At 35.5% G+C, this 23602-nt stretch carries 15 protein-coding genes; all 15 read right to left on the minus strand.

The window, feature by feature from the left end:
• Positions 1-11 precede the first annotated feature (11 nt).
• Complete coding sequence (gene murG, locus VCHSUH03_RS02130) at positions 12-1121, minus strand: undecaprenyldiphospho-muramoylpentapeptide beta-N-acetylglucosaminyltransferase (protein ID WP_105093902.1); 1110 nt, start codon at positions 1119-1121, stop codon at positions 12-14.
• Positions 1121-2491, minus strand: coding sequence for a UDP-N-acetylmuramoyl-L-alanine--D-glutamate ligase (gene murD / locus VCHSUH03_RS02135; RefSeq protein WP_105093903.1), 1371 nt, complete (start codon positions 2489-2491; stop codon positions 1121-1123). The genes murG and murD overlap by 1 nt, the downstream gene beginning before the upstream one ends.
• An 84-nt stretch (positions 2492-2575) precedes the next feature.
• The gene (mraY, locus tag VCHSUH03_RS02140) at positions 2576-3562 is read right to left on the minus strand and encodes a phospho-N-acetylmuramoyl-pentapeptide-transferase (protein ID WP_105085816.1); all 987 of its coding nucleotides are present in this window, start codon (positions 3560-3562) and stop codon (positions 2576-2578) included.
• Between the two features lie 58 nt (positions 3563-3620).
• Complete coding sequence (locus VCHSUH03_RS02145) at positions 3621-4979, minus strand: UDP-N-acetylmuramoyl-tripeptide--D-alanyl-D-alanine ligase (RefSeq protein ID WP_105093904.1); 1359 nt, start codon at positions 4977-4979, stop codon at positions 3621-3623.
• A 1-nt stretch (position 4980) separates the two neighbouring features.
• On the minus strand, positions 4981-6465 hold the full coding sequence (locus tag VCHSUH03_RS02150; RefSeq protein WP_105093905.1) for a UDP-N-acetylmuramoyl-L-alanyl-D-glutamate--2,6-diaminopimelate ligase: 1485 nt from the start codon (positions 6463-6465) through the stop codon (positions 4981-4983).
• Positions 6466-6520: 55 nt separating this feature from the next.
• Complete coding sequence (ftsL, locus tag VCHSUH03_RS02155) at positions 6521-6925, minus strand: cell division protein FtsL (protein WP_060924202.1); 405 nt, start codon at positions 6923-6925, stop codon at positions 6521-6523.
• A gap of 21 nt (positions 6926-6946) precedes the next feature.
• Positions 6947-7879, minus strand: coding sequence for a 16S rRNA (cytosine(1402)-N(4))-methyltransferase RsmH (rsmH, locus tag VCHSUH03_RS02160; RefSeq protein ID WP_105085819.1), 933 nt, complete (start codon positions 7877-7879; stop codon positions 6947-6949).
• A gap of 9 nt (positions 7880-7888) precedes the next feature.
• A complete protein-coding gene (gene mraZ, locus VCHSUH03_RS02165) occupies positions 7889-8320 on the minus strand; it encodes a division/cell wall cluster transcriptional repressor MraZ (RefSeq protein WP_060924200.1) in 432 nt (143 codons plus the stop codon).
• A gap of 399 nt (positions 8321-8719) precedes the next feature.
• Positions 8720-16690 (minus strand): ESPR-type extended signal peptide-containing protein, encoded by a 7971-nt coding sequence (locus VCHSUH03_RS02170; protein WP_167388600.1) that lies wholly within the window; start codon positions 16688-16690, stop codon positions 8720-8722.
• Between the two features lie 378 nt (positions 16691-17068).
• On the minus strand, positions 17069-17389 hold the full coding sequence (trxA, locus tag VCHSUH03_RS02175) for a thioredoxin (RefSeq protein ID WP_005386226.1): 321 nt from the start codon (positions 17387-17389) through the stop codon (positions 17069-17071).
• 9 nt (positions 17390-17398) lie between these two features.
• A complete protein-coding gene (locus tag VCHSUH03_RS02180) occupies positions 17399-17773 on the minus strand; it encodes a CoA-binding protein (RefSeq protein WP_105093907.1) in 375 nt (124 codons plus the stop codon).
• Positions 17774-17901: 128 nt separating this feature from the next.
• A complete protein-coding gene (gluQRS, locus tag VCHSUH03_RS02185; RefSeq protein WP_105093908.1) occupies positions 17902-18867 on the minus strand; it encodes a tRNA glutamyl-Q(34) synthetase GluQRS in 966 nt (321 codons plus the stop codon).
• A 117-nt stretch (positions 18868-18984) separates the two neighbouring features.
• The gene (locus tag VCHSUH03_RS02190; RefSeq protein ID WP_105093909.1) at positions 18985-21894 is read right to left on the minus strand and encodes an insulinase family protein; all 2910 of its coding nucleotides are present in this window, start codon (positions 21892-21894) and stop codon (positions 18985-18987) included.
• A 140-nt stretch (positions 21895-22034) separates the two neighbouring features.
• Positions 22035-22352 carry a hypothetical protein gene (locus VCHSUH03_RS02195; protein ID WP_005386222.1) on the minus strand — a complete coding sequence of 106 codons (318 nt, stop codon included), beginning with the start codon at positions 22350-22352 and terminating at the stop codon, positions 22035-22037.
• A 7-nt stretch (positions 22353-22359) separates the two neighbouring features.
• Positions 22360-23589, minus strand: a complete 1230-nt coding sequence (locus VCHSUH03_RS02200) for an aspartate kinase (RefSeq protein ID WP_105093910.1) — start codon at positions 23587-23589, stop codon at positions 22360-22362.
• Between the last annotated feature and the right edge of the window lie 13 nt (positions 23590-23602).

Raw genomic sequence — 23602 nt, forward strand, 5'->3', positions numbered from 1 at the left:
AGCTCTCCTTGTTACTTTGCAATAGATAATGCTAATTTTGCAATATCATGAGCCGCATTAGGTTTACCTAACTGCAACGCTCGTTCTCCCATTTGTGACAATAAATCACGATTGGCCATAAACATTTCAATTTCCCCTATCAAATCATGGGCACTTAACATTTGATCAACAATCATATGCGCTGCCCCTTCTTGAACAAAAATACGGGCATTATAGGTTTGATGATCTTCCGCTGCATATGGATATGGTACCAATACAGACGGAATACCTCGAACTGCTAGTTCAGCAAGACCGATAGCACCAGACCTAAAGACTGCTAAATCAGCTGCCGCCAATGCTTTTGGCATATCGTGTAAATATGGCAGGATCAATGAGGAATTACCTAAATCATCACCATCGGTAATACCAAGCTGAGATAACACAGATTGATATTCCCCATCCCCTGTAATATGGATTAATTTAATTCCATCTGTTCCTTGAAAATGCTTATGTACATCTATCATAGCATTATTGATAGTTCTCGCCCCACGAGAACCACCGGCTATAAGAACGGTGAACGTGTCATCACTTAAATTAAAATAATTACGTCCATCTTCCCTAGTATCAACTAATACATCAGGACGTACTGGATTACCAGTATATACTACGCGTTTTGCCTTTGAAAAAGATGCTTCTGCATCCTTGTAGCCCATAGCAACTACATCAACAAAACGGCTTAGAATTTTATTTGTAATGCCTGCAATGACATTTTGTTCCTGTATCAACGTTGGAATATTGCGCAATGCTGCAGCCATAAGAATAGGACCACAAACATAACCACCAGTACCAATAACTACATCAGGCTTAAAGTTGGAAATGATTGCATTAGCTTTCACAAGAGAAAAAGCAGTCTTGCCTAACGTCACCAACGTACCAAAAGATAATTTACGTTGCAAACCTTGTACAGGTAATGTAGTAAATTCAATGCCTTCTTTAGGCACTAAGGTAGCCTCTAAGCCTCTTTCCGTTCCTACATATAAAACCTGTGCATCAGGGTTCTGTTTCATAATTTCCTTATATATAGTTATTGCTGGGTATATATGTCCACCAGTGCCACCACCTGAAATAATGATACGTTTCATTAATGGTGTCTCCCTTCTTGCAACATATGAACACAGTTTTTAAAATCATCGCCACGTTCTTCAAAACAGCTATACCAATCAAAACTTGAACAAGCTGGCGATAATAATACAATATCACCTTGGGCAGCCAGTTTATAACCCTGTTCTACAGCATCTTTCATAGATGAAGCTCTATAAATAGGCTGAACACCAGCCTCTTTTGCAGCAGCTTCAAATCGATCCGCCGCTTCCCCCATAAAGATAACAGCTTTTGTATGATGTTTAACAAGCTGCATAAAGTCTTCTAAGGGAGTCATTTTATCATGACCACCAGCTAATAAAATAACTGATTGATCAAAGGATTCCAATGCTTTTACAACAGAATCTACATTGGTAGCTTTAGAATCATTATAGAATGTAATTCCATCAAGAGTTTTAACTCGTTCTAATCGGTGTTCAACACCATGGAACTCACTTATAATACGATGAATGGTTTCTACCGGCACCCCTAATGCATAAGCTAAAGCGATAACAGTTAAAATATTTTCAATATTATGACTACCTGGAATGTGGATATCAGCACTACTAATAACAGGTGTTGCTGTACCATTCTTTGTTACATAACATTGTCCTTTATCATAGTAAGCACCATTTGAAACCACTTGATGTTGACTAATTTCAAGGATATGGCTAGGTACACGATGTTTCATGTCTGCTACAATAGGATCATCAATATTAAGAACCATAAAATCTGTACTCAATTGATTTGCAAAGATGCGTTCCTTCGCAGCAATATAATTTTCCATTGTCTTATGACGAGCTAAATGATCTGGTGTAATGTTAAGCATAATAGCACCAATCGGTCTAAAATGCTTAATTGTTTCTAATTGATAGCTAGATAACTCAGCTACCAAAAAACCATCTGCTGGCATGGAATAAGCTACTTCACTAAGAGAATCGCCGATATTGCCACCAACGCGAACTGGCTTTCCAGTTCCTTCCAATACCTTAGTTAATAATGTTGTAGTAGTGGTCTTACCATTTGTACCTGTAACGGCTACAATTGGCGATTTAGATAACTCATAAGCCACTTCTACTTCACTAACCACATCAATACCACGAGCTTGAGCGGCTTTTACAATGGGAATATCTAGAGAAATACCTGGAGAAATAACAATGCGATCCACACCATCAAGCAAGGATTCATCTTGTCGACCTGTAATAATATCTACACCTGCGGATACAAGTCTTTTTTCCTCATCTGCAGGCAGTGTAACAGGCTTATAATCATTTAACACTACATGGGCCCCAACTTGAGCTAATACCCAAGATGCGCCTATACCGCTGGCACCAGCGCCAAGTACAAGTATATGTTTATCTCCGTATTCCATCTATATCACCTAAATTATCAACAAAAATAATGTATTCCTATCTTATAAGCATACCATTATTTGCGTGTTCCGTTAAGTATTATCTTACAAAGTTATAGTCGCTAAAACGACGCCAATAACAGCTAATACAGCGCCACCAAACCAGAAGCGATTAACAACAGTTTGTTCAGCCCAACCAGACAACTCAAAATGATGGTGAATTGGGCTCATTTTAAATACGCGTACACCACGAGTTTTAAAGGATATAACTTGAATAATAACAGACAATGCTTCCATAACAAAAATGCCACCAATTACAACGAGTAGCAATTCTGTTTTAGTCAAAATTGCCATAGCTGCAAAAGCACCACCTAAAGCTAAGGAGCCAGTATCCCCCATGAACACCTTCGCAGGGTTTACATTGTATACCAAGAAACCAAGGCATACAGCGGCTACAATGGCGCCAAAGTAAGCAACGCTTTCAGCACCAGTAGAGTTTGTTGTAGATGCAGCCATAAGACCAATCACGGAGAAAGCAATGGCAGCTACAGCAGAGGTACCACTAGCTAATCCATCAAGACCATCTGTAAGATTTACTGCGTTCGTAGCACCTACGATAATTAAAAACGCCAAAACATAATAAGCCCAACCTAGTTGAAGATGTATATCTGCTACAGGAATCCACAATGTGGTAGGAATAACCATAATTTCAGTAATACAGTAACAGAATATGGCCGCCAAAATAAATTGACCTAGCAACTTTTGCTTAGCTGTTAAGCCAAGATTACGTTTTTTAACTGCTTTTACAAAATCATCAAAGAAGCCCAATAAACAATGGCCCAATGTTAAAAATAATAACATGCCTGTACCTACATTCCATGGTGCGAAAATAGCAACACCAAGAACAAGGGCAATCATCATGAAAGCACCACCCATTGTTGGCGTACCCGCTTTTGCTTGATGACTTTCTGGACCCTCTTCACGAATACTTTGTTGTGCGTGTAAAGAACGCAACATAGGAATAGCAATTTTACCTAGCACTACTGTAATGATAAAGGTCACTACAAAGGCTAATAGAATATGATATATCATATGAACCCTCTACTCATTAATAAACAGATGACGGCTAGATATAACTAGCCGTAACCTTTTATTCTCGATCTTTTAACTCTTCAACAACCCGTTCCATTCGCAAGCCTCGAGAACCTTTGACAAGGATAACATCCCCTTTTTCACGAATATCGCTATAGGCATTAGCCATTTCTAAATGACTATTACAACGGAATGTAGTTAAACTTGCTTTTTTTGCTTCCTTAGCTATAAAGGCCGCAGCATCACCAAATGTGAATACTACACTATAGCCTTCTTCAGCAAGCAATTGACCAATTTCACGATGCGCTTGTTCAGTATAATCACCAAGCTCAAGCATATCACCAAGCATAGCGATTTTACGTTTGCCTTCTAGTTGACCTAATGCTTTAATCGCTTCAGCCATAGAGGAAGGATTTGCATTATATGCGTCATTTAAGATAACAATATCTTCAAATGGTACGATTTCTTGGCGCATAGGAGTGCCGGTAAACTCACTTAAGCCTTTACGAATAGTATTGGATTTAATCCCCAAAACACGACCTGCTACGATGGCTGCCAATGCATCATATACATTGTGTTCACCAATCATAGGTAAGAAGATATCGAAAACTTCGTCATAACATTTGCAAGTAAACTTAATACCGTCTTTTTTATAACGCAAATGGCTACCAATACAGGTAGCATTACGTTCGATACCATAAGTAATAGTTTTACCTTTAGCAAGGCTATCCATAGCCTTAACATATGGATCATCTTCATTGAGAATAGCCACACTATTTTCAGGCAAACAACGAATTAATTCACCTTTAGCTTGTGCAATGGCTTCACGAGAGCCTAACAACTCAATATGGCTAGTACCAACATTGGTAATAATGCCCATAGTTGGTTCCGCAATCAATGCAAGCTCTTCAATTTGACCAAGGCCACGCATGCCCATCTCTACGACACATGCTTGATGTTCTGCAGTTAAGCGCAACAATGTTTTTGGCAAACCAATTTCATTATTAAAGTTTTTTTCAGTTTTCAAAACATTAAATTCTGTACCAAGTACAGCGGCCACCATTTCCTTTGTTGTAGTCTTACCAGAAGAACCAGTTATAGCCACTACAGGAATATCAAAGCGACGGCGATGATACCGCGCCAAATTCTGATACGCTACCAAGGTATTTTCAACCTCGATACATGCGATACCTTTTACGGCACGACCTTTTTCTACGATTGCACCTGTAGCGCCCTTTTCAATGGCCGTGTTGATGAAATCATGACCATCAAAGGTATCACCTTTTAAGGCTACAAACAAAAAGCTTGATTCAATCGTTCTTGTATCAGTAGATACATCTAAAAACTTAATATTGTCGGTATGTGTACTCGTCCCCTCTGTGGCTTCTACCACTTGAGACAATGTAAATTCTGCCATATTAGATCTCCTTGAGGGCTGCTCGCGCCTCTTCACGATCATCAAAATGAATCGTTTTATCCTTTAAGATTTGGTAATCCTCATGCCCCTTACCAGCAATTAGTACAATATCCCCAGGTTTTGCATTTTGTATTGCATGTTGAATCGCTTCCCGACGATCAACGATTACTTCATAATGAGAGCCTTCACGAAGGCCTTCTTTAACGCCTACTTCTACATCTTTCACAATTTGTACAGGATCCTCTGTACGAGGATTATCAGATGTTACATATACTACATCACCATATTGTGCAGCAATACGACCCATGATAGGGCGTTTTGTCGCATCTCGGTCACCACCACAACCAAAGACTACAATAATGCGATTTTCTTGAATAGCCTTTGCAGTTTGTAGAATATTTTCTAGCCCATCTGGTGTATGTGCATAATCTACAACCACAGCAAATGGTTGACCTTCTTCAATGAGCTCAAAACGGCCAGGCACAGCGCTAAATGTTTTCAACGCTTTATCTATATCTTCCATAGATATGCCTTCTAATAGACAAGCACCAATAGCAGCCAAAGTATTATATACATTAAATAAACCTGTGGTATTCATAGCTACTGTATAGTCATGACCATCATAAGAGACAGTGTAACGACTAGACTTAGGTGTCATTTCTACATCATGAGCATTCAACGTACCTTTACCATCAATACTGTAAGTAATGATAGGTGCCGTTGTTTTCTCAATTACACGATGACCATATTCGTCATCGATATTAATGATAGCCCCTTTACCAGATTTACTTTGATTAGGTGCGCTAACTTGTTCAAATAATTTACACTTAGCTGCCAAATAATTTTCAAAGGTCTTGTGAAAGTCCAAATGATCTTGTGTTAAGTTTGTAAATACCGCTGTATCATATTCAACACCAGAAACTCGCCCCAATGCCAATGCGTGTGAAGAAACCTCCATTACGCAATGTGTAACACCTTCCTCTACCATTTGATGAAGAATATGTTGCAAATCCACTACATCAGGTGTCGTATTATGAATTGGATATGTTGTATCACCAATCATAATATGAACAGTACCAATAACGCCCACTTTATGACCTTGAGCTTTCAAAATATGACGAATCATATGCGTTGTAGTCGTTTTACCATTCGTACCAGTAACACCAATCATACGCATGGAATTTGCTGGATAATCAAAGAAATACGGTACACATGCCATCATAGCCTTACGAGTGTCCTCTACAGTGATAATACAAACATCACCACTTACCTCTACTGGTTTAGATACAAGTACTGCTACTGCGCCAGCTTCTACGGCTTTATTTACATAATTATGACCATCTACAGTGGCACCATCTAAAGCAATAAATAAACTACCTACTTTTACAGCACGAGAATCAGCTGTAATATCAAATACTTTAACAGCTGTATTACCTTCTACATGCGTTGTTTGTAAGGTTTTTACTATATCTTGTAATTGTTTCATATACAATCTCCTTTACATGCAAAGGAAAGCAGCCCAATACGAGCTGCTTTGCCTGCTAGTCTATAATTTGCTGTTTCTCTTGTACAGTGCGTTCAGTAACAGCGCTTTTTGTGCTATAAACAAAAGAATCAGGCAAAACCATCCCTAGTTGTTGTTCTGCGATTTGTTGGATACGAACAGGAGACTTCAAGGAAGCCACTTCAACATCCAAAGCATCATTATCTTTTGTTAATTGTACTACAGCTTGCTGTGTTTTAACTACTTCGTAGCCCAATTTTGTGCTGTACGCATTCATAACCATCATAATAAGCAAAAATGCAACCAATGCAGCAATACCATATACAACTTGCCACATCATAGGACTCAAATCTAGAGCCACACTTGCACTACGTTTTCTCCCTTGTGAAGCGACCAACACATCGCTTTTTACTTGGCCCACAACAGCCTTTCTCGCTAACATAAACACTAACCCCTTCCAATTCTACAACTTGACGGCTACGCGCAACTTCGCGCTTCTAGCCCTCGGATTAACCTCAATCTCCCCTGCACTTGGCTCTATAGCCTTATTCTTCGCCTTCACAACAGCTTTGTGGTTACATACACACATCGGTAGTTCTGGAGGACATATACATGCTGTACTCAACTCTTTGAAAGTTTGTTTTGTAATTCGATCTTCCAAGGAGTGGAATGTGATAACCCCAATTTTCCCCTTTGGTTTCAACATGGATACAGCATCTACAAAACTATCATGCAAGATAGCTAATTCTCTATTTACTTCAATGCGAATTGCTTGGAACGTCCGTTTTGCCGGATGCGGTCCATCTTGACGCGCCTTCGCAGGTATTGCTTGTTTAATAATTCTAACTAAGTCACCAGTAGTGGTTATTCGTTTTTCTTGACGTGCATTAACGATGAATTCAACAATCCGCTTAGCCCATCGTTCTTCACCATAGTCACGGATAATTTGCAATAGTGCTTCAGCATCATATTCATTAACAACTTCCTCTGCTGTTAATGGTGCTTCCTTATCCATCCGCATATCAAGTGGACCATCATTCATATATGAAAAGCCACGTTCTGGTGTATCTAATTGATAACTTGATACGCCAAGATCAAAGATAAAACCATCTACTTCATAGATGCCCTCATTTTGAAGAGCTTCCTTTAAGTTAGAAAAGTTTGTCGGTATCGTTAACACCTGACACTTTAAATCAGATAGACGCTGTCGAGCCACGCTCAATGCATCTTCATCTTGATCTAAACCGATTATCATGCCTTCTGGGTCAAGCATTTCGCCCACTGCGTGCGCATGTCCTGCCCCACCAAGGGTACAGTCCACATAAATGCCTTTTGGATTAGTTACGACGGAGTCCACCGTTTCGCGTAAAAGTACGCTGGTATGATTAAATTCCATCATAGCCTCCTATAACATAATCCCTTCAAGCCCTTCGACTAATTCTTCCATACTTTCAGCCACTTGATCATCATAGTAATCATATTTTTCGCGGCTCCAAATTTCAACGTGATCCCCAGCACCGACAATAACGGCCTGTTTATCAAGGCTCGCATATTCACGTAGTGGTACAGGAATGAGGACACGACCTTGTTTATCATACTCAAGCTCAGCAGCACTACCAAAAACAAAACGTTTTAAGGCACGTACGCTAGCTTTAGTGGAGGATTGTGATTGTAAAGCTGTAGAAATTTTCTTCCACGCTTCTTCGGTGTAAATAGCTAAGCAGTTATCTAGGCCCTTAGTCACAATGCATACTTCGCCTAGTTGTTCACGTATTTTCGCGGGTATAATCATCCGCCCTTTTGTATCAATGGTGTGATTATATTCTCCCATGAACATACGTATCACCGCCCTTTACTATTCCTTATCCACCACTATATGGTAAATTCTACCACAATTCCCCACCATTCACAATAAAAAATCCATTTTTATCCCACTTTTTTATATTTTTCTTTCATAATCTCTATTTTTCTCGTTTTTTCTTCGATACATATGTTCGAAAATAAATAATAATTAAATCATAAAAACCACTATCTACCACCAAGAGGAATTATATAGATCTATCTGTATCTAATCCCCACTACAAGATAGCTATCCACTCCATTACACCAAAATAAAAAGATATATATGGAGATAATCACCACACATCCACACAAAAAGAAAACCGCGTAGCATTTCTGCTACGCGGTTTCTATACCTACGATAGATTATTATGTAACCCATCGGTTGGGAGGCATATTATTTAGTTGTTTTTACAGCTGCTTTTGGAGCTTGTTGTGGTTGTTGTGCAATCACTTTATCAAGAAGTTCACGAATTTCTTTGTTTTGTGCTTGCAAATCAGCCACTTTGTCTTCAAGAACTTTTACAGTTGCAGGAGATGCTTTAGGAGCTGTAGGAGCATTACCAATACCGATTGTTACACCAGCATTTGCCATTACGCTATGGTCACCACCATAAGCTGCACCAGCATGGATTAACAAATCAGGATTTGCATAATGAGCTACACCCAACGCAGTAGATGTTTTACCTTTGTAAGTACCAACAGCGGCCATAATTTGAGCTTTTTGACCTTCATGGTATTCGATAGGTTTCAATGCTGCCAAAGCTGCTGCATTAGCACCTACAACTTTAACATCACGTTCTACGCTGCTAATGCGGCGAGAGTTTTCTGCGATTTGTGCATCATGTTGTACAAGTGTTGCATGATCTTGTAATGCAATGTTAGAAGCTTTCAAGCTATAATTTGCAGCTTCTGCTAATGTACTGATATCTTGAGTATTTTTATTTACTTGTAAGCCCAATACATTAACTTTTTCATTATTTTCTAATGCAATAGCACCAATGTTTTTAGTTAATTTAACGTTTTCATCAACTTTAGTATTTACATTTGCAATTGCTGTTGCATTGTTAGAAATGTCTTCTGTATTTTTGTTTACTTGTAAACCTAATACACTAACTTTTTCATGATTTTCTAGTGCTAGAGTACCAACAGCTTTAGTTAATTGTGCATTTTCATTAACTTGGTTAGCTACTGTAGTTACACGGTTATCTACCTTAGTGATATTTGTAACATTAGTATCTACTTTAGCATTTAGAGTGTTGATGTTTGTAGTATTTGTATTAACTTGGCTAGATACTTTACTAATATTGCTTGTGTTTGCATTAACTTGGTTAGTTACATTTGTAATATTAGTTGTATTTTGGTTAACAACATTATTAATATTAGCAATATTAGTTGTATTAGTATTAACTTGTTTAGATACATCGTTAATAACTTTACTATGTTCATCAACTTTGTTGATTACTTTTTGTACAGTTACATTAGTATTTTGAATTGCTTCAGCATTTTGCTTGATCGCTGCTTTGTTAATATTGATGTTTTCAGTGTTATGTTTGATTGCTTCAGTATTAACAGAAACTTGGCTTTGAACATTTTTAATGCGTTCTTCGTTAGCATTTGCTTTTTGAGTATTAACATTAACTTGTTCTTTTACTTTGTTTACATCAGCGCTTACATTTTGTAAGTTCTTAATTGCTTCAGTATTTTTGCCAACTTGATCTTTCAAACCAGATACATCAGTTTTGATATTGTTGATTACAGTATTTTGATTATTAACTTTCACATCAATATCATTTACCTTGCTATCGATATTTGTAACTTTATTATCGATGTTTGTAACTTTTGTATCAATGTTCTTAACATCATTTTGAACATTAGAAATATTGTTGTTTACAATATTGAGTTGTTTATCAACTTTAGCACTAATGTTGTTGATATTATTATTTACAATGTTGATTTTTTGATCAACTTTAGCATTGATGTTTGTGATATCAGCTTTAACTACTGTCACATCAGCTTTAATATTGTTTACATTCTTTTCAACGTTAACAACATTAGCTTTAATGTTATTAATATTGGAAGTATTATTTTGAATGTTTACAGTATTAGCTTGGATATTGCTGTTTTGAGCGTTAATGTTTTGAGTAATATTTTCTACTTTTTGAGCTACATTAACGATTGTAGTATTGCCTTTACCAACTTGACCTTTCAAGGATTCAATAGCTTGAGAGTTAGCATCAACTTTACCAGTTAAGTTATTAATAGCTGTTGTATTAGATTCAATACGGCCAGTATTAGCATTTACTTTAGCAGTTACATCTGTGATGTTAGCAGTGTTGCCAGCAACTTGTTTGCTAATGTTTGCAATAGCTGTTGCATTGTGAGCAATGTTAGTTGTATTATTTGTAACTTGTTTGCTTACATTAGCAATAGCTGCAGTGTTATTAGCAATATTTGTAGTGTTAGATTCTACTTTATTGTTAATATTAGCAACATTTGCTTTGATATCAGTAATAGACTTGCTATTATTAGCAATTGCATTTGCATTAGCTTCAACTTTAACATTTACTTCATTAACTTTGTTGTTGATAGTTTTATTGATTTCTGTGTTGTTATTAGCAATCTTAGCATCAATATTTTGATCTACTTTGTTAATGATTGTTGTGTTGTTTTCGCTAATAGCATTTGCAATATTTTTGTTAATAACAGTGTTATTATTAGTAATTGCAGTGTTGATATCGTTTCTAATTACTGTGTTGTTAGCTTCAATCTTAGCGTTGATTGTGTTTTCAACATTAGTAACTGTTGTACCAACTTGACCTTGTAATTTCTTAATAGCATCTTCATTAGCACTGATACGTGTAGAGTGATCTACAATGTTATCTTGTAAGTAATCTAAACGTTCATCATGACGATCTACACGTGCAGTAAGACCAGCTACATCACCTTTAACACCATCAATCTTAACATTTACATCACCAATCTTAGTATTGATTGTATTGTTGATTTGTTTGTTGTTTTCATTGATTTTTACATCGATGTTTTTATCAACTTTGTTAATGATTGTTGTGTTATTAGCCGTAATCTTAGCATCGATATTTTGATCTACTTTGTTAAGGATTGTAGTATTGTTAGCTTCAATCTTGTTATTGATAGTAGATTCGATGTTAGTGATAGTAGTACCAACTTTGCCGTTCAATGCTTCGATAGCTTTTGTATTCTTGTCGATAGCAGCTTTGTTATTGCCAATGAATGTACGGTTTTCCATTGCAATTGTACCAGCTACATTGATGTCTTTTTCATTTTGGTCAACACGTTTAGTAAGACCATTCAAGTCACCTTTAATACCGTCAACTTTAACATTTACCTTGTTAATTGTATTGTTAATTTCCTTGTTGTTTTCAGTAATTGCATTTGTGATATTTTGGTTAATTACAGTGTTGTTAGCTTCAATCTTAGTATCGATATTTTTATTAATAACTACATTGTTTTCAGTAATTTTGTTATTAATAGTAGTTTCGATATTTTGAACTGTTTTACCAACTTGACCTTTTAAATCATCAATAGCTTTAGTGTTATTAGCAATATTAGTAGTATTTACTTTAACATTATCTTCTACTGCTGTAATACGTGTAGAGTTATCTACAATGTTATCTTGTAAGTAATCTAAACGTTGGTCATGACGATCGACACGACCTTTCAAGCCGTCTACATCACCTTTAACACCATCAACTTTAACGTTTACGTTGTTAATTGATGTAGTATTTTTAGCAATATTAGTTGTGTTATTAGTAATATTTGTAGTATTTTCATTAATACGTTTGCTATTATCAGCAATTGCTACTACATTAGCTTGAATGTTTGTAGCATTGTTAACAATGTTAGTAGTGTTATTTTCTACTTTACCATTAATATTAGTAATTTCTTTTTTAATATCATTGATTACTGTAGAAGATTTACCTACTTGACCTTTTAATTCATCAATAGCTTTTGCATTAACATTGATATTTGTAGTGTTATTTGCAATAGCTACTTTGTTGTCGCCAATGAATTTACGGTTTTCAAGAGCAATTGTGCCAGCTACGTTGATGTCTTTTTCATTTTGTTCTACACGTTTAGTAAGGCCAGCTACATCACCTTTAACACCATCAACTTTAACGTTTATATTGTTGATTGCAGTTGTATTGTTAGCAATGTTAGTAGTGTTAGCATCTACTTTCACATTAGTTGCATCAATACGTTTGCTATTATCTACGATAGCCTTTGCATTAGCATCCACTTTAACGTTTACATTGTTAATTGCAGTTGTATTGTTAGCGATATTAGTAGTATTAGCATCAACTTTAACGTTTACGTTGTTAATTGCTGTAGCGTTTTTAGCAATATTAGTTGTGTTGTTAGCAATATTTGTAGTATTATTTTCTACTTTACCATTGATATTAGTAATTTGTTTCTTAATATCGTTGATAACTGTAGAGGATTGACCTACTTGACCTTTTAACTCATCGATGGCTTTAGCATTGATGTTGATATTTTTAGTATTGTTTGCAATAGCAACTTTATTATCGCCAATGAATTTACGGTTTTCCATTGCAATTGTACCAACTACATTAATATCTTTTGCATTAGCTTTCACACCATCTTCAACTATAGAGATACGTGTGGAATGATCAGCAATATTATCTTGTAAGTAGTCTAAACGTTGATCATGACGATCTACACGACCTTTGAGGCCATCCAAATCACCTTTAAGACCATTCAAGTCACCTTTAACTCCATCAATCTTAACATTTACATCACCAATCTTAGTATTGATTGTGTTGTTGATTTGTTTGTTGTTTTCATTGATTTTTACATCAATGTTTTTATCAACTTTGTTAAGAATAGTAGTGTTATTTGCATTGATTTTAGCGTCAATGTTTTGATCTACTTTATTAATGATTGTTGTGTTATTATTATTGATTTTTTGATCAATATTTTGGTTAATAACAGTGTTGTTAGCTTCAATCTTAGTATCGATATTTTTATTAATAGTTACATTGTTTTCTGTAATCTTATTATTAATTGTAGTTTCGATATTTTTAATTGTAGTGCCAACTTGACCTTTTAACGCATCAATATCTTTTGCATTTTTATCAATTGCAGCTTTATTATCGCCGATGAATTTACGGTTTTCCATAGCGATAGTACCAACTACATTAATGTCTTTAGCATTAGCTTTAACGCCATCTTCTACTACAGTGATACGTGTAGAGTTATCTACAATATTATCTTGTAAGTAGTCTAAACGTTGATCATGACGATCTACACGACCTTTAAGGCCATCCAAATCACCTTTAACTCCATCAATCTTAACATTTACTTCACCAACTTTTTTGTTGATTGTATTGTTAATTTGTGTGTTATTTTCGTTGATTTTTACATCAATGTTTTTATCAACTTTGTTAATGATTGTTGTGTTGTTAGCATTGATCTTAGCATCAATATTGTTATCTACTTTATTGATAATAGTAGTATTGTTAGCTTCAATCTTATTATCGATAGTTTTATTAATTACTGTATTGTTTTCGTTGATTTTATTAGTAATTGTATTTTCAATATTTGTGATTTGATTGCCAACATGACCTTTTAACTCATCAATAGCTTTTTTGTTAGCACCGATAAGTGTACGGTTTTCAATAGCAATTGTGCCTGCTACGTTGATGTCTTTAGTATTTTGATCAACGCGTTTAGTAAGACCATCTAAATCGCCTTTAACACCATCAATTTTTTGATCAACTTTAATGTTATTAGCATTAATCTTAACATCGATGTTATTGTCTACTTTATTAAGAATTGTAGTGTTATTAGCTTCAATCTTAGCATCAATATTTTTATTGATTACTGTGTTGTTTTCATTGATCTTATTAGTAATTGTATTTTCGATATTAGTGATTTGTGTACCAACATGACCTTTTAAGTCGTTGATTGCTTTTTCATTATTGGAAATACGAGCAGAATTAGCATCAATACGTTTACTATTATCTGTAATAGCTTTGGCATTAACTTCAGTCTTAGCATTTACATTGTTAATGTTATTGTTAATAACTGTGTTATTTTTTTCAATCTTAGCATCAATATTACCATCTACTTTGTTGAGGATTGTAGTATTATTAGCTTCAATCTTCTTATTGATTGTAGTTTCAATATTAGTAATTTGTGTGCCAACATGACCTTTTAACTCATCGATAGCTTTTTGGTTTGCACCGATAAGTGTACGGTTTTCCATTGCAATTGTGCCAACTACATTAATGTCTTTTGTATTAGCTTTTACACCATCTTCAACAATAGAGATTCGTGTGGAGTTATCTGCAATGTTGTCTTGCAAGTAGTCCAAACGTTGGTCATGACGATCAACACGACCTTTAAGGCCATCCAAGTCACCTTTAACACCATCAACTTTTACATCAACCTTGTTAATTGCAACTGTGTTTGCTTCAACTTTATTGTTGATATTAGTGATGTTGTTTTTAATATCTTTAATATCTACTTGAACATTACCAATATTTTGACCAACTTTACCTTTCAAATCAGCAATATCTTTAGTATTGATATTAACTTGATTTTGAGTGTTAGCTACATCAGTTTTAATAGTTTTATTGTCTTGTTCAAGCGCCTGGATACGACCTTCATGATCAGCTAAAGCTTTACCATTATAATCAACTTTTGCGCTTACATTATTTACAGTATTATTAATATTTGTAATATCAGTTTTAACGGCATTGATCTTAGTATCAACATCATTGTTTACTTTATTAATAATAGTTGTGTTGTTAGCTTCAATCTTAGAATTAATTGTTTTGTTAACTTCACTAATAATGTTAGTTTTGCTATCGTTGATTTTAACATCTACATTGTTATTAACTTCGTTGATAATCTTAGTGTTATTTTCATTAATCTTATTATCAATTGTAGTGTTAATATTATTGATTGTTGTGCCAACTTTACCTTTCAATTCATCGATGGCTTTTTTGTTCTCGTTGATAGCTTTTTTGTTATCACCGATAAGTTTACGGTTTTCCATTGCAATAGTATTGTTGAAAGTAATGTTAGCTGTATTTTCTTCAACTTTAGTAGTTAAATCAGCAATAGATTTGCTATTTTTATTAACATTTACAGTTAAGTTGTTAATAGCTTTTTTATTATCACTAACTTTAACATCTACATTATTGATATTTTGATTGAGTTCATTTTTAACATTAGAAATGTTAGTATTTAACTCATTTTTCGTATTATTGATAGTTGTTTTAATATCATTAATCTTAACATCTACATCTTTGTTCACATTGTTAATAATAGTAGTGTTATTATTTTCAATTTTTTGATCTACTTGATTAAGAATTGTAGTGTTATTGTTTTGTATTTCATTTTTAATATTTTGATTTACTTGATTAATAATATTAGTATTATTAGCTTCAATATGTTTTTTTACACTAGCATCAATGTTAGTATTTACATTATTAACAACATTATTTGTGATCTTTGTAATTTTATTATCGATTTTTACATCAATATCATTGTTAATTTTAGTAAATTTAGCATCAATATTATTGTTAATATTTGTGATGTCTTGTTTAATGTTAGTGATTTTAGTGCCAATTTGACCTTTTAATCCTTCAATATCTTTGCTATTTTTATCAACTTTAGCGTTGATTTTTGTAATATTAGCATTGATTTTATTAATATCAGTTTTTACACTCTCAACCTTATTATTAACAGTATTAATATTAGTAGTATTGATATCTACCTTTTTATTTACAACGTTAATGTTATGTGTATTTTTCTTAACATTTTCAACATCAGTAGTTACAACTGTATAGTAGTTATTAATTACGGTATTACCATTGGAACCGCCTTTTTTAGGGATTTGTTGTTGCTGCTGTTGTTGTGGCACTTGTTGTTGCCATTGTTGCTGTTGTTGTTGCTCTTGAGGATGTTGACGTCGCTGTTGTTGTTGCGGCACTTGTTGTTGCCATTGTTGTTGCGGCACTTGTTGTTGCCATTGTTGTTGCTGTTGTTGCTGTTGTTGTTGCTGTTGTTGTTGCTGTTGTTGCTGTTGATCTAATTGTTGTGGATCAACTTGATGTTGATCTTGCATATGACCCCAAGCATTTTGATCAGGTGTTAACCATCTTTGGCTACCAATAAGATCAGCTCTAGCCCAATCCTCAGGGCTGGATGCATTAGCAACACCTCCAGAAAAGCTAGCCGCCAAAATAACAGCTGCTACAATTGTAGTAGCAGATTTTTGGTGAGACTTAGCTAACTCAGACGTTACGACATAAGCGTGCTTCGTTGCACTCCATACAACTTTGAATACCTTATTCATATTAAGTTCCCTCCCAACATTTGTGGCTCTCACCCCACAATGAAGAAATAAATCAAATATTGCACTCTTTTCACTAAACATTCACAATATTTAACATAATACTACCATATATTATTTTAAATTTCCATAAAAAAATTAATAAGTTAAACTTATGCTTCATTTTTTACTCATTCAAAAATAAGTAATTATCCGCATAAACACTGTGTTATTAATAATATTGAATTATGTAAAATGAAAATTTATATTTTAATTTAATTTTATATTTATACGATACTTTTTATTTACCTCTATAAAAATTATGAAAAAAACCTCATCAATGTATGCTTTATACATTGATGAGGTTTTTTTGCCTCTATTTATATAGTTTTATTCCGATTATTAGAATTTAGATTCAATAGCGCCTTGAAGATCGCCTTTTGGCAAGAAGCCAATTTTACGGTCTACTACTTCGCCATCTTTTAAGATAACAAATGTAGGCAATACTTCAACTTGTAAATTACGTGCTAATTCTGGTTCTTCATCTGCATTTACTTTTACAAAGTTAGCTTTACCTTCAAGCTCACCTGCAATTTCTTCGATGATTGGCATCATACGTACGCAATAACCGCACCATGGAGCCCAGAAATCAATAACAGTTACGCCACCTTGATTTACTAAATCTTGATATTCAGCAGTTTTTAATTCTTTTAATTCGCTCATTATACCCTCCTACGGTAATTGAACTAATACACAATCTTGAATGACATGCAAGTTTAAAGCATGTGCTTTTTCAACAACAGATGGTTTATCCGCTCCCGGTTGTAACCACACAGTTGGAATGCCAAGTTCTTTGCATTCATCAAGTGCAGCTAAACCCGCTGATTCTGGTACAACAAAATCCACAACAGCTGGTACAACAGGAAGTACAGAAAGACTAGAGTAACACTTGTCTCCATCTATTTCTGCAACATTAGGATTAACGGGATATACTTCATATCCATGATCTTTAAGACATTTATAAATCTTATAGCCGAACTTTTCGGTTTTATGGGTGGCTCCAATAACGGCCCACACCTTTTGATCTAAAGCTTGTTGAATTGTCATTTCGACCACCTCTTATATACTATTATAAATAAATATCGAATTTTGTCAATGTAATGTATCGAAATTTATAGTTATCGAATTATACGCTTTTAGCAAACATTTTAGAACTAAAATCAATGTATCTATTATCATTCAATAATAATTGTTTTTTGCCTCAAACTAGGAACTGAGAGGTCTAAATGAAGTAAATCAGAAAGGCTTATTTGTGGATGAGCATACCTAGCACCATCTATAAGCCCACCTGCAACAGCTAACTCGCCTAAAATCCTAGATGCTGACCATTGCTGTTCTCGTAATTCGCGGATTGTAATACTCTTTTGACGTTTAGATAGCCTATGTCCATCCGCATCTACTAAAAGTGGGGCATGACCATACTTAGGAACTTCTATATCTTTATAAGAATAGCATTGTTGTAATGTGTTATATAAATATAATTGTTGCCCTGTTGTATCAAGTAAATCATTACCGCGAATAACTTCAGTTATTCCCATAGCTATATCATCTAATACAACTGCCAAATTATAAGCATACATACCATCACCACGACGTAATACATAATCATCTAATTCACATTCTAAATGGATATGTTGAGCCCCCTGCCAGCGATCATCAAAATTTAAATCACAAGTATTCACGGCTAGGCGCAAAGATGGCTCTTTACTATTACGTAAATCTTGTATTTCAAAATCACATAAATGGCGACATTTACCATCGTAACGATGAACTACTTCTCCTGCATGAGGCGCTGATGCTATAGATTGTAGCCGTGCTCTATTACAAAAACAAGGATAAATTAGTTTTTCTAATGCTAGATATTCTAGTATGTCTGCATAATATGTTTGTCTTTCACTTTGCCAATAAGATACCTCAGGTCCACCTACACGAGGCCCTTCATCCCATTCAAAGCCAAGCCATTCTAAATCATCTAGTAAAGCTTCACCCAATTCTCGTTTTGACCGTTGCAGGTCTATATCCTCCATCCGTACAACATATTTTCCGTTTTGTTGACGTGTGGAGATATATGATAAAAGTGCTATCCACACATTACCAAGATGAATATATCCTGTTGGACTAGGCGCAAATCTACCTTTCATGAGAACTCTCCTATAGCAGAAAACAAGTGGCATATTCATTATGAATATGCCACTTATCCATTCAAAGATATGTCAAACTAAAAATTAAAGCAATATCATTTATAGATATAAAATTATTTAGCCTAAAGACACAATGTTATCAAAAACATTACCAGCATCTTTAATTTTTTGTTCGTTACCCATTGTGCAAATATGATTATCATTCAGTACAGGTTCTACCACATCTGCTAGTGCAACAATATCTTCTGGCTTACATGCAATCACTTGTTTACGGAACTCTACTTTGTCCTCTAATTTAGCACCGCTGAAGTACATACCCATTGCACGTGGTCCACGCAATGCGGGTGTCATTGGCAAGTCTAAAGAACTCATAGTACCAATAATATACTTACGCATTTCACGGTCAGTCAATGTGAAGTCACGAAGGTATTGAGGCAACTCTTTATATACATCTAAAGTTTCTAACAAGTTAGGATCACGATAACTACAGAAAATCATATTGCCATCATCATAGAAATTAGCAAATGCTCCGTAAGCACCACCTTGAACACGAATACGAATCCAAAGGTATTCATAACGTAATATCGTTTCTAATACGCTCATGGGACCAACATGTTTGAAACCATGATCGATGAAATTACCACCTTGAGCTACGTATTGAACCTTACCAGCTGTAACGATACCATCATTGCCGGAAAGACGAGTGATTTGTAATACATCATTACTCAATTCGGCAGTATCCCAAGTGTCAACCAATGGTTTCATTAGGTTTTTAAAAGCTTCTAATTCGCCTTCTTCACCGACAAACATAATATCTACATTATTAGCACGGAAAATTTTTCGAGCTACTTCAGCTAATTTTTCTGGTAATAATGGCAAAGCTGCTGGATTAGATGCTAGCTCGCTGATTTTTTGATAGTACCCTAAATTGCCATTGTCTCTAAACTTGCCAACTGCAGATACTTGAGCCATAACACGTTGACTCACGATAGAATTACCGCGGCGGAATGCCTCATTATCCCAAATAGCTTTGCTTTCTTGAACAAGCTCAGTTAAACGGCGATCATCACTGTAATCTGCCTTTTGTACCACTTCATTAATCAAGCGGCATAAATCAGGTAGTTTAGCATGTAATGCTTTTGCACGCACAATCATAAGAGGTGTAAACTCATCGCGCTTACCATCTTTACTGATGGCCGTAATGTCAGAACTCAATCCACCTAAATTCATATTGATATCTTTAGCCAATGCTTCATAACCGCGTTCGGATGTATCAACACGACCTAGGATGTCACTTAAAATATCAGCGTAGAATAAGTCATCTTCTGTGAGGCAGTTCAATTTAAAGTACAAGCCTACATAATTGATACCCTTTGTGAAAGTAGGTACAAAATGTACTGTAGTATTACCGATTTTACTTTCACGGCGTTCTACAGCTTCCATATTAGGATTTAAATCAGATAACTCGAGCAATGGAATAGATGCTAGAGCTTCATCGCTATCTGGTGTTTCTTGACGAATTTTAAGGCGTTTTGTTTGTTCTACAATCGCGTCAATCTCCTCTTTTGTCATATTCGCTTTTACAGCAGCTAAATGTTCTTTAACCTCTGCATCTTTGCGCTCTTGAAGACCACGTTCAGGATAGATAGATACAAGAACTTTATGGTTGTTATTCAAGATAGAATGACGAATTAAATCTTCGAAATATGTACCAGCTAAGCCGTTTCGAATATTCGTTAACGCCTCTTCATAGTGTAATAGTTCCAACGGGTCATTATCGTATAGCCAATTATCCATCATACGAATAATATACGCCAAACCGATAGGACGTCCACCGAAATCACTTTCACGAAGAGCAAATTCAATGCTATTCAAAGAAGCCTCTAATAATTCTTTATCTAAGCCTTTGTCACAAAGATCTTGTAAGGTAGATTCTACGATGCGTTGCAAGTCAGCTTGTTTATCTAAATTAGAACCTGTAGCTTGTACTGTCCACATAGGTTGACGAATGCTATCTAAATAATAGCCGCTTACGTCAGAGCCGATACCAGCTTTTACCAAAGCCTGTTTAAGAGGCGCCGCTGGAGATGTCAACAAAGCATGTGTCAACACTTCAAAAGCCAAGCTATGTTCAGGCGTTACATCAGGTAATACATAAGCGAAGGAATGCAATGTGCGATTATCTGTTGGTTCTTCAGAACCTACACTATATGGATAGCTCACCACTTTACCTTCTGTAAATGGAGCTTGTAGAGCTACCTCAGTATGAACGTCAATAGCATCAAAATGACTTAAGTACTCATCATTCAAGAATGCTAATTGCTCTTCAATATTCATATCACCATACAAGAAGATATAGCTATTAGATGGATGATAGTGAACACGATAGAACTCTTGGAATTCTTCATATGTTAAATCTGTAATATAATCAGGATCCCCACCAGAGTCAACACCATAGGTCGTATCTGGGAAAAGCTCGCGCATCATTTGTCGTTCCAATACAGAGTCAGGAGATGAGTAAACACCTTTCATCTCATTGAACACAACACCTTTATAGGTAAGTTCATCATCTGCATTTTCGAGCTCATAATGCCAACCCTCTTGCATTACGATTTCTGCATCTTCACGAACACGTGGGTAGAATACTGCATCAAGATATACATCCATCAAATTATGGAAGTCTTTATCGTTCTTGCTGGCTACAGGATACATTGTTTTATCCGGATATGTCATAGCATTCAAGAACGTATTTAAAGAACCTTTTACCAGTTCAACAAAGGGCTCTTTCAATGGGAATTTTCGAGAACCACATAGAACAGAATGCTCCATAATATGTGCCACACCGGTACTATTGTAAGGTGTTGTTCTAAATGCAATATTGAATACTTTATTAGAATCTGGTGAATCAATATAAATTAAACGAGCACCAGATTTTTCGTGCTTCATTTCATAAGCGGTACCATTGATCTCATCAATGCGCTCAATGCGGTCAAGGCGAAAGCCAGAATAAACCTTATTTATTTCCATGCTGTCCCTTCTTTCTATATAAATATAATTAATTTCTTCCTAACAATTCATTATAACACATCGACAACTCTATATATAGATGTTAAGAATAATTATCGAAACACAAAACCCCATAGGCATTATCGCCTATGGGGTTCATTTTATTTATTATGTTGCATTTGCCACTTTTGATTGCGGCGCAAGGTTAACAAGCCTTCTAACACTGCTTGGAATTGTACAAAGCTTAACGTATACGGTGGGTACATATCAGGTACTACCTTATAAGAAATAGTAACTTCGGCCTTATCATAATCGTAGAAAATGCCATGTAAATTACTTACCGTAGTATAACCAGTTTGAGCTTGCTCCAATGTTGGAATAGGCTGATTTTTTAGATTTCCTAGTAGATCGCTAATGAAACCTTCCTTACGACCTTGGTCATTGAGCATTTCATCCATAAAACTACGTAGACTATCCATAAATAGATTAACCTCTTTGGTCTAACAATAAGCCATTGTGAATTACACGAACAGCATCTTTAACGCGGTCTTCAGCAACAAGGCAAGAAATACTAATTTCAGAAGTAGAAATGATTTCAATATTGATGCCTTCTTGACTCAAAATATCAAACATTTGAGCTGCCACGCCTGGTTGACCTAACATACCTGCACCAATGATAGATACTTTTGCCATTCTTTCGTCAATATTTACAGCTTCAATATCAACAGTTTTTTGTAATTCTGCTAATACTTCACGAGCTAGTACAACATCATCCATAGCTACAGTGAAGATGAGGTCAGTTTTAGGTTCACCTACGGCGCGGATAGATTGAACAATCATATCAACATCCACATTTTTTGCAGCCAATGCTTTGAACACAGTTGCTGCAACACCTGGTTTATTTTCAACGCCTACAAGGGCTACTTTTGCTGTATTAGTATCATCAGCTACGCCAGTAATTACGTGTTTATTTGCTTCCACAGTATAATCCTCCCGAATAATAGTACCTGTATTGTCACTAAATGTTGAACGTACGTGAATAGGTACACCATAACGGAAACCCATTTCTACGGCGCGAGGTTGCATTACACCTGCACCAAGACGTGCCATCTCAAGCATTTCGCCATATGTTACTTCTTCTAATTTGAAAGCCTCTTTTGCAACGCGAGGGTCTGTAGAGTAAACGCCTTCAACATCTGTGAATATTTCACAAACATCAGCTTTCATTGCGCCTGCCAATGCAACAGCAGTTGTATCAGAACCACCGCGACCTAAAGTAACCATATCACCATATTCAGTAATACCTTGGAAACCTGCAACCACTACGATATTGCCTTCATCCAAAGCTTCAAATACGCGATTTGGATCAACGCCTAAAATACGGCCTTTATTGAATGTATCACTACTTGTAATACCTGCTTGGTCACCTGTTAAGGACATAGCTTTATGACCACGTTCGTTGAAAGCCATCGCCATTAATGCGATCGTTACTTGCTCACCTGTAGATAACAAGCGATCCATTTCACGACCATAAGGCTTAGATGTTACTTCTTTAGCCAATGCTACCAAGTCATCTGTTGTATCACCCATAGCGGATACAACGATAACGACTTTATCGTCTTCTTTCTTCTCACGAAGGACGCGATCAACAATATTAAATATTTTTTCTGGTGTAGCTACGGAACTACCACCAAATTTTTTAACGATTAAGGCCACAATAATCCCTCAT

Source organism: Veillonella infantium, from assembly GCF_002959895.1.
In the GTDB taxonomy this organism is placed as follows: Bacteria; Bacillota; Negativicutes; order Veillonellales; family Veillonellaceae; genus Veillonella; species Veillonella infantium.